Raw genomic sequence first — 2,937 nt, 5'->3', positions numbered from 1 at the left:
GAGACGGGCTCCCGGTGGTGGGAGAGGATGTCTCCCGGGGGTGGGAGACGGGCTCCCGGCGGCTCGGGTCGTGGTGTCCCGGGGCGGGAGTCGTACTCCCTGTCGGTGTCCCTGTGCTGGACGGGTCGATGCAGTGACTATCTCCCTCCCTGTGAGGGCGGTCACCCTTCCGTTCATTTAGTTCACGCCTACACGTCGATGCAGACTGTTGCCATGCGCGTCCCGCCCCGCCTCCGTCCCCGCAGCCTCGCAGGTCAGCTCTTCGCCGTTCAGGCGGTGCTGATCGCCGCCGTGGTTGCGGGGTACGCGCTGTTCACGTACGTCAGCGACCGCTCCCAGGCGGAGGAGGCGGGGCGCCGTCATGCCCTGGCCGTGGCGGCCACCGTCGCCGATTCCCCGTCGGTCCGTGCGGCGATCCACACCTCCGACCCCACGGCGCGGCTCCAGCCGTACGCCACCGAGGTGCAGCGGCACGCCGGCGTCGACTTCGTGACGATCATGACTCCCGACGGCATCCGCTGGACCCACCCGGACCGCGACCGGATCGGTGAGCACTTCCTCGGCCACATAGAGGATGCGCAGAAGGGCGGCTCGATCACCGAGACCTACACCGGCACCCTCGGCCCGTCGGTCCGCGCGGTCACCCCGATCGTGGAGAACGGCGAGGTCATCGGCCTGGTCAGCGCCGGGATCCGGGTGCAGGCGATCAGCGACCGCGTCCAGGACCAGCTCACGGCCCTGGTCGGCGTGGCCGCCGGTGCCCTCGCTCTCGGCGGCGTCGGCACCTATATCGTCAACGCCCGCCTGCGCCGCCACACCCACAACATGAACGCCTCCGAGCTGAGCAACATGCACGACTACCACCAGGCCGCCCTGCACGCCGTGCGCGAGGGCCTGCTGATGCTCGACGGCCAGTACCGGGTGGCGCTCATCAACGACGGGGCGCGGGAGTTGCTGGGGGTGACGGACGACGTGGTCGGCCGTTCGGTGGCGGACCTGGGGCTGCCCGCCCCGCTGACGGGAGCGCTGCTCTCCTCCGAGCCCCGGGTGGACGAGGTGCTCCTGACCGCGGAACGGGTGCTGGTCGTGAACACCTCACCGGTGTCGGGCGGTCAGCGCCGGGGCGCGGTGGTCACCCTGCGCGACGTGACCGAACTCCAGTCCCTCACGGGCGAGCTGGACTCCGAGCGCGGTTTCACCCAGGCGCTGCGTTCCCAGGCGCACGAGGCCGCCAACCGCCTCCACACGGTCGTCTCGCTGATCGAGCTGGGCCGCTCGGACGAGGCGATCGACTTCGCGACGGCGGAACTGGAGCTGGCGCAGGCGCTGACGGACCAGGTCGTGGCGGCGGTCAGCGAACCGGTGCTCGCCGCCCTGCTGCTGGGCAAGGCCGCCCAGGCGAACGAACGGGGCGTCGAGCTGGTGGTCTCCGAGGACAGCCGTATCGACGACGGCCTCCTGCCGGAGTCCCTTCCGGCCCGCGACCTGGTCACGGTCCTGGGCAACCTGATCGACAACGCGGTGGACGCGGCACAGGGGTCGGTCGGAGCGCGGGTGACGGTGACGGCGTACACGGACGAGCGGGCCGGGACGGCGGACGGGTCGGTGCTGGTGCTGCGGGTGTCGGACACGGGGAGCGGTGTGGATCCGGCCCTCGCGGAGGCCGTCTTCGAGCGCGGCTTCTCCACGAAGCCCTCCGGGCCCGGCGGCCGCGGCCTCGGTCTGGCGCTCGTCCGGCAGACCGCGCGCCGCCACGGGGGCACGCTGACGGTGTCGGAGGCGGCCGGGGGCGGGGCCGAGTTCGAGGTGCGGCTGCCGCTGGACACGGGCGGTGCGGGCAGCACGGACGAGACGGCGCAGGCCGCACGGGTCCCCCGGGACGACCAGGCGGGCCTGTCAGGCCTGACCGGCCTGGTCGACCAGGTCGACCAGGCCACTGGGACCGCCCGGACCCCTCAGGCCGCGAAAAGCCCCCATACTGCACAGACTGCTCAGACTGTCCAGGCCCCTCGGGCCGCTGCGGCTGGAGGCGACGACGCATGACGAAGGCCGGGTCCGACCCCATCAGAGTCCTGGTCGTCGAGGACGACCCCGTGGCCGCCGACGCGCACATGATGTACGTCGGCAGGGTCCCCGGCTTCACGGCGGTCGGCAAGGCCCACACGGGCGCGGAGGCGCGGCGCGCGCTGGACCGTATGCCGGTGGACCTGCTGCTGCTGGACCTGCACCTGCCGGACGTGCACGGTCTGCAACTGGCCCGTTCCCTCCGCGCGGCCGGTTACCACGCGGACGTGATAGCGGTGACGTCGGCGAGGGACCTGACGGTGGTCCGGGAGGGCGTCTCGCTGGGCGTGGTCCAGTACGTCCTCAAACCCTTCACGTTCGCAACCCTCCGCGACCGTCTCGTCCGCTACGCCGAGTTCCACGCGGCGGCGGGCGAGGCGAGCGGCCAGGACGAGGTCGACCGGGCGCTGGCGACCCTGCGGGCCCCGGGCCCGGCGGCGCTGCCGAAGGGGCTGAGCGCCCCGACGCTGGAACGGGTGACGGTGACCCTGCGGGACGCGGGCGAGGGCCTGACGGCGGCCGGGGTGGCGGAGGCGGTCGGCATCTCACGCATCACGGCCCGGCGCTATCTGGAGCACCTGGTGGACGCCGGCCGCGCGGCACGGAGCCCGCAGTACGGGCAGGTGGGGCGGCCGGAGCTGCAGTACCGGTGGGTGAAGGGCTAGGGCCGGCGCCTCACGGCGACCGGTGCAGACGCATTGACCTGACTAGACCACTCCCCTTAGCGTCACCGGGCACCACCCAAGGCCACAGCGACGTAGCCAGCAGGAGGTCGTGCCCGCAATGCCGGGACGAATGCCACCAACACCGGGACGACCGGAACCAGGGCGGCGGACGCGGTCAGCCGCAGCCGGTGCACCGGGGTGAGCCGTT

The 2,937-nt window shown here is 72.6% G+C and carries 2 protein-coding genes; both read left to right on the top strand.

Annotated elements, in window-relative coordinates; translation table 11 throughout:
• Window positions 1-213: 213 nt before the first annotated feature.
• A complete protein-coding gene (locus P1P70_RS42850) occupies window positions 214-2,043 on the top strand; it encodes a sensor histidine kinase (RefSeq protein WP_319247647.1) in 1,830 nt (609 codons plus the stop codon).
• On the top strand, window positions 2,040-2,729 hold the full coding sequence (locus tag P1P70_RS42845; RefSeq protein ID WP_217185728.1) for a response regulator: 690 nt from the start codon (window positions 2,040-2,042) through the stop codon (window positions 2,727-2,729). The genes P1P70_RS42850 and P1P70_RS42845 overlap by 4 nt, the downstream gene beginning before the upstream one ends.
• The last annotated feature ends 208 nt before the right edge of the window (window positions 2,730-2,937 follow it).

This window comes from Streptomyces sp. MB09-02B (assembly GCF_033794485.1).
GTDB lineage: Bacteria > Actinomycetota > Actinomycetes > Streptomycetales > Streptomycetaceae > Streptomyces.
This window is presented reverse-complemented; position numbering and strand designations above follow the sequence as displayed.

Bases quoted from the DNA above. Each gene is read 5' to 3' on its own strand.
- P1P70_RS42845 (WP_217185728.1), top strand. From the start codon at position 2,040: ATGACGAAGGCCGGGTCCGACCCCATCAGAGTCCTGGTCGTCGAGGAC.
- P1P70_RS42850 (WP_319247647.1), top strand. From the start codon at position 214: ATGCGCGTCCCGCCCCGCCTCCGTCCCCGCAGCCTCGCAGGTCAGCTC.